Origin of the sequence: Pseudomonas mandelii, from assembly GCF_006438925.1 — a bacterium.
Lineage (GTDB): Bacteria > Pseudomonadota > Gammaproteobacteria > Pseudomonadales > Pseudomonadaceae > Aquipseudomonas > Aquipseudomonas mandelii_C.
Genome location: NZ_RCZA01000028.1, coordinates 22,682 through 28,921, shown reverse-complemented (window position 1 = coordinate 28,921; position 6,240 = coordinate 22,682). Strand labels below are relative to the sequence as shown.

Here is a 6,240-nt window from a genome sequence, read left to right as displayed (position 1 = left end):
GTTGAGGCCGCCAACGGCCGAGGTCGAGGTGTCTGAACCGGCACGTACGCCGAGCACCGCCCCTGCGGCGAGGCCATCGGCGCCGCCGACGTCATTCCACAACACGTTGCCGTTGACGGTCCCGCCCTCCGCGACCGAAGTCTCGTCGGCATGAGCAGTCGGCACGTCATCGACGACGTTGATCACGATGGTGCTGGTGGTGCTGTTGCCCAGGGCGTCGGTGGCTTGGTAAGTGAAACTTTCGCTCAGAGTGTTGGCGCCGTCGTTCGCATGCGGCGTGGTGCTGGGCGCCGACGTCAGCGTGTAGGTGTAGGAGCCATCAGGATTGAGCAGGATTTGCCCGTACGTACCGGTGGCGCTGCCGACCAGGGTGTAGGTGATTGCGCCGACCGCGCCGCTGACCGAACCGACCAGGGTGCCACTGGCGGTTTCGCCCGTGTTACCCGGCAGGCTCCCGGTAACGGTGCCGGGCGCCAGATCCTGGCCATCCTTGTTCAGGTCGAGGGCTTTTTCATACACGGTCACGTCGCTGTCGCTGACCGCGCTGATGCAGCTGTTGTGCACGTCGATAGTGATGGTGGTGGTGCTTTCGTCACCGTCGGCATCGCGCACGGTGTAGGTGAACACGTCAGTCGCCCCGGGGCCGCTCACGGCGTTCGGGTTGCTGTGGTATTCAGCGTTGCCGTTGGCGTCCAGCGTCAGGTAACCGTAGGTGCCATTGATCTGGTTGTTGAGGCCGCCAACGGCTGAGGTCGAGGTGTCTGAACCGGCACGCACGCCGAGCACCGCGCCCCCTGCGGCGGGGCCATCGGCGCCGCCGACGTCGTTCCACAGCACGTTGCCGCTGACGATGCCGCCCTCCGCAACCGCGGTCGAGTCGGGGTTGGCGGTCGGCAGGTCATCGACGATGTTGACGTTGATTTGCCCGGTCGCCGAACTGCCGTCCGTATCGGTGGCGACGACGTCGAAATTCTCGGTGATGCTGTTGGCGCCGTCACCGGCCGGATGGGTTTCATTGTCGATGAGGGTGTAGCTGTAACTCACAACCCCCGTGGCCGGGTTGTAGCCGGTGACGGTCAGGGTGTTGCCCAACGGGGTGGTGATCGATTGCGGGAAGCCTGCGGCAACGCCACCGCTGATCACGTTGATCCCACCGATGCTAAGGCTGGTCAGCCCGTCAGGAGCAGACACGCTGAACGTGCCGGTCTTCGTCAGCGCCCCAGGGTTGGGGGCCGAACCGTCGGCCAGGTTGGCCTCATTGAGGGTCAGTTCGCCCCCTGCCACCGTCAGGCCGGTGAGGGTGACCGGATTGTTCGGCACATCAGGAACAACCGGTGTTACAGCAACAACAGGAACATCCGGTGTTACAGGAACAACGCCTGCCCCTCCTGACCCTCCTGAACCACCCGAACCGCCTGAACCACCTTCACCGCCTGCACCGTTGTCGCCGTTGTCCGGGTTTCCGGCCAGCCGCCCCAGGGGAAATTCGGGAATGCCGTTGAAGCCTGCGGTAGGAAAACCAATCGTCGGATCGACCCGCCCGCCCACCTCTTCAAGCATGACAAACGAGTGGCCACCGCCCAATGCACCAGGTGCGCCGGTCGAACCCGGTCCGGCCGCCGTAGCTTCAGCAGTCTGGGTCGGGTCGTCGCCGGCAGCGATCGCTTTTTGCAGTTGTTCGACATCGGTCAGTTGCGCTTGAGTCGGTGTCACCGCTTCAGCGGTATCTACATGGGGTGCCTGATGCGCGAGTAACTGAGGCGTCATCTCCATACTGCTGCCACGCCCAAGTGTCAGTTCCTGGCCACTCTGCAGATGAACCGCCACCGCGCCTTCGGCCCCGGTGACCAGTTGATCGCCGGCGAATAACCGGTCCCCCTCGACCAGCCCGCGTCGGGTGCCATCGCTCGCAACCGCGAACACCTGACCAATGACCTTACTGACAATACCGATGAGCGTAGCCATGTGCACTTCCTCCGCTGCCAACCGCTGTCGGCATCCTGTTTTTGCGAAGAACGTGCTCCTGGCTCCAATGGGTTGCCTGGCGGAATCGCCTGCTGGCAGTGGTTACCTGAAGTAAGCCGCTGCCCTGGCGCCGTTCTCGCCAAGCGTGCCGCTCGCGGGCGACGTGTCTGCTGCGGGATAAAAACCCTCTGCAATCAATGGCATCGGGATCCACTTGCGCAACAATTCGCCCTTTGAGCGATGCGTAACGGTTTTGATCCACCAAGGCGACAAAAAACCGTCACCTCAAAACCGTCCGCTTCCCTCCCCTCCAGCACTTCCCCGCCCTATGTCGATATGTGGTCTGGAACTTTCCTCAAGCCCCGCAGAGCGCCCTAACGCTCATAAATCAAGGGCTTTCGCAGTGAACAATGTGCTGGATTTTACGGAGCGCATAAGTTTTTTTTGGCATATACCTTATGAAAAATTCTTCTATGGTTTTCTCTAGAATGTTCTTAGCTCTGTTGTTACAAGCATGAAACGGTTTTCACTATAAATTCCGTCAAATATTTGGCGACTAATAAGCACCATTAGGAATCAGGGAGAGGCATCCATGCGCGTATTAACCCCCCTATGCAGCGCAATTCTGCTGGCTATGGCCTGCACTTCACAGGCTCAGGCCATGTCATTGACGGACGCAATCCAGAGCACCATCGCGACCCACCCGGAGCTGGCGTCGCGGGTGGACAGCCGCCTCTCGGCCGATGAACAAGTGAAAGTTGCCAAAGGGGGCTTTTATCCATCGGTTGATCTGAATGCCGCTTACGGGCGCGGGTACAGCGATAACACCAACACTCGGGCACTCGGCAATCACCACACCGAAATCCTGACCTACACCCAATCGGAATTGCGTCTGCGGCAAATGCTCTTCGATGGTTTCAACACATCCAACGAAGTCCAGCGAACCAAAGGCGTGGTCAATTCCCGGGCCTATTACGCTCAGGGCACCGCTCAGGATCTGGCCCTGCGCACCATCGAGGTCTACCTCGAAGTGCTCAAGCGCCGCGAACTGGTGACCCTGGCCACGAACAACCTGCAAGCTCACATGCGGGTCAACGATCAGATTGGTCTGCGCACCCAGCGCGGTATCGGCAGCAACGCCGACTCCGACCAGTCCGTCGCTCGCCGCGCACTGGCGCAAAACAACCTCGATACCGCTGAAGTCGATCTGGCGGATGCCGAGTCGAACTTCTACGCCGTCGTGGGGCGCCTGCCCGATGAACTCGAAGCGCCGCCCTCGACCCGCGGCGAACTGCCCGCCACCCTGCAGGAAGCCCAGCAAAGCATGGTGGAAAACAACCCGTACCTGAAATCCGCCCAGGCCGATGTGCAATCGGCCGAGAGCCAGTACGAAGTTGCCAAGTCGCCGTTCTACCCTCGCTTCGACGCCGAAGCCGCCGTGGGTGCGAACAACAACGTGCAGGGCGATGAAGGCCACGACAACGAATGGCGCGTCGGCGTGGTGATGAACTACAACCTGTTCCGCGGTGGCAGCGACAAGGCTCGCCTGGCCTCCGATGCGCACCTGATCAACCAGGCGATGGACGTCCGCAACAATGCCCTGCGCCAACTCAACGAGAACATTCACCTGGCCTGGAACGCCATGGTCAATGCCAAGAAACAAACCCCGACCGCCCGCGAATACGCGGATACCAGCCGACGCGTACGCGTGGCGTATCAGGACCAGTTCGGCCTCGGCCAACGCACCCTGCTCGACCTGCTGGACAGTGAAAACGAGCTCTACAACGCCAACCGCCGCTACACCGAAGTGCGCTACACCGAGGAGTTCTCGATGTACCGCGTGCTGGCGAACATGGGGCAGTTGCTGAGCAAACAAAGGGTGGTGTTGCCCGCCGATGCGATCGCCTCCACGGAAGTAAAAAACGAAGCCCGTTTGCCTGAACTGAAATAACCCCTGTAGGAGCTGCCGCAGGTTCGGGCCGCGTTCGGACGATCTTTTGATCTTGTTTTTCAGGATCCAGATCAAAAGATCGTCCGAACGCGGCCCGAACCTGCGGCAGCTCCTACAGAGAGATGTGTAGATACCTATGCCAACGGGAGAGATCAATGTGACCAGCATGGAATCCGGCAATATCGGTGTCGATCCGCGCCTGAGCTTCGATGACCCGCTTCTGGACGGTCTGTTGATCCTCTGCAAACTCCACGGCGCGACGGTCAGTCGCGCCAGCCTGAGTGCGGGGCTGCCCCTGAACAAACAACGCTTGAGCCTGGACCTGCTGCCTCGCGCAGCGGCCCGGGCCAGTTTGCAGGCGCGATTGCTGCGCCGTGAACTGGCGGACATTTCCGCCCTCAACCTGCCTGTAATGCTGATCCTCAACAACGGCCGTACTGCCGTTCTACGACGCTTCGGCGATGACGGGCAGTTGCTGATTTTGCCGAGCGAAGCCGACGGCGGTGAACAATGGGTCAGCACGGACGAACTGGCCGAGAATTACAGCGGCCAGGCCTTGTTCGCGCGGCCACGGCATGAACTCGAAGACTTGCGCTCACCGCTGGTGCCACGGGTTGAGGCGTGGTTTCGCGACACGTTGAAGTTGTCGAAGTGGTTGTACAGCGATGCGATTCTGGCGAGCTTTCTGATCAACCTGCTGGGGTTGATGGTGCCGTTGTTCGTGATGCAGACCTACGATCGGGTGGTGCCGAACCAGGCGACGTCGACCTTGTGGGTATTGTCGATCGGCTTGCTGATCGGCACCGGTTTCGAACTGGTGTTGCGGGTGGTCCGCGCGCACCTGCTGGACACCGCCGGGAAGAAAACCGACGTGATCCTTTCGGCCACGTTGTTCGAACGCATCACCGGCATGGCGATGAAAGCGCGGCCGGCGACCATCGGTGGCTTTGCCCAAAGCATTCACGACTTCCAGGGCCTGCGGGAATTCCTCACCGCCGTGACCCTCACCAGCCTGATCGACCTGCCCTTTGCTGTGCTGATGCTGGTGGTGATCGGCCTGCTCGGCGGCTGGCTGGTGGTGATTCCGTTGTTGGCGTTTCCGATCACGATCATCTTCGCGATGGTGATCCAGGTGCGCCTGCGCGACACCGTACAGAAAAGCCTGAGCCTGGGCGCCGAACGCCAGGCGCTGCTGATCGAAACCCTCGGTGGTCTGGAAACCCTCAAGGCCTGCAGCGCCGAAAGCGAACGCCAGCACAAATGGGAAAGCACCCACGGCGCCCTCACCCGTCTCGACAGCCATGCGCGCAATCTCTCGGCACTGGCCACCAACGGCACGCTGTTCATCCAGCAATTTTGCGGCATGGCGACCATCGTCGCCGGGGTCTACAGCATCATCGCCGGCAACCTCAGCGTCGGCGCGCTGGTGGCGACCTACATGCTCGGCAGCCGGGTGCTCGCGCCACTGGGGCAAATTGCCGGTTTGATCACCCGCTACCAACAAGCGCAACTGACCATGAAAAGCACCGATGCGCTGATGTCCTTGCCGCAGGAACGCGACGCCAAACAACGGCCGCTGGAACGCACGCAACTGCAAGGCGCGATAGACGTCAGCAGTGTGACCTTCCACTACAACGGCCAGAACGCTCCGGCCTTGGCCAACATCAGCTTCAGCGTGAAACCCGGCGAGCGGATCGGCATCATCGGTCGCAGCGGCTCAGGCAAAAGTACGCTGGCGCGGCTGGTAATGGGTTTCTACGCACCGGAAGAAGGCCAGTTGCTGCTCGATGGCCTGGACATGCGGCAACTGGACGTCGCCGACCTGCGTCAGCAAATCGGTTACGTCGCCCATGACCTGCCACTGTTGGCCGGCAGCCTGCGCGACAACCTGACGCTCGGCGCACGCTACATCAGCGATTCACGGATGCTCGAAGTCGCCGAACTGACCGGCGTCACCGAGCTGGCCCGTCAGCATCCGCAAGGCTTCGACCGGCCGGTGGGTGAACGCGGACAACTGCTGTCCGGCGGTCAACGTCAGGCGGTGTTGCTGGCCCGCGCCTTGTTGCTGGATCCGCCGATCATGTTGCTCGACGAACCCACCAGCGCCATGGACAACAGCAGCGAAGACGTTCTGCGGCAAAAACTCCACCGCTGGGTCCAGGGCAAAACCCTGCTGCTGGTGACCCACCGTACCTCGATGCTCAGCCTGGTGGATCGGCTGGTGGTGCTGGACAACGGGCGGATCGTCGCCGACGGTCCGAAAGAAGTGGTCATCGATGCACTGCGCAAGGGCCGTGTCGGCTCTGCGGCTGTCTAGGAGCTAG

At 61.3% G+C, this 6,240-nt stretch carries 3 protein-coding genes; 2 read left to right on the top strand and 1 reads right to left on the bottom strand.

All coding sequences use genetic code 11. The annotated features are described in order from the left end of the window. A partial coding sequence (locus EAH74_RS32385; protein ID WP_140684420.1) for a retention module-containing protein occupies positions 1–1,965 on the bottom strand: 1,965 nt, incomplete at its 3' end. A 592-nt stretch (positions 1,966–2,557) separates the two neighbouring features. On the opposite strand from EAH74_RS32385, the gene EAH74_RS32380 reads away from it, so the two are divergent. Both EAH74_RS32380 and EAH74_RS32375 read left to right on the top strand, forming a co-directional pair. Beyond that, positions 2,558–3,916, top strand: a complete 1,359-nt coding sequence (locus tag EAH74_RS32380) for a TolC family outer membrane protein (protein ID WP_140684418.1) — start codon at positions 2,558–2,560, stop codon at positions 3,914–3,916. A gap of 157 nt (positions 3,917–4,073) precedes the next feature. Then, positions 4,074–6,233: a type I secretion system permease/ATPase gene (locus EAH74_RS32375; protein ID WP_140684416.1), complete on the top strand. Its 2,160-nt coding sequence runs from the start codon at positions 4,074–4,076 to the stop codon at positions 6,231–6,233. The last annotated feature ends 7 nt before the right edge of the window (positions 6,234–6,240 follow it).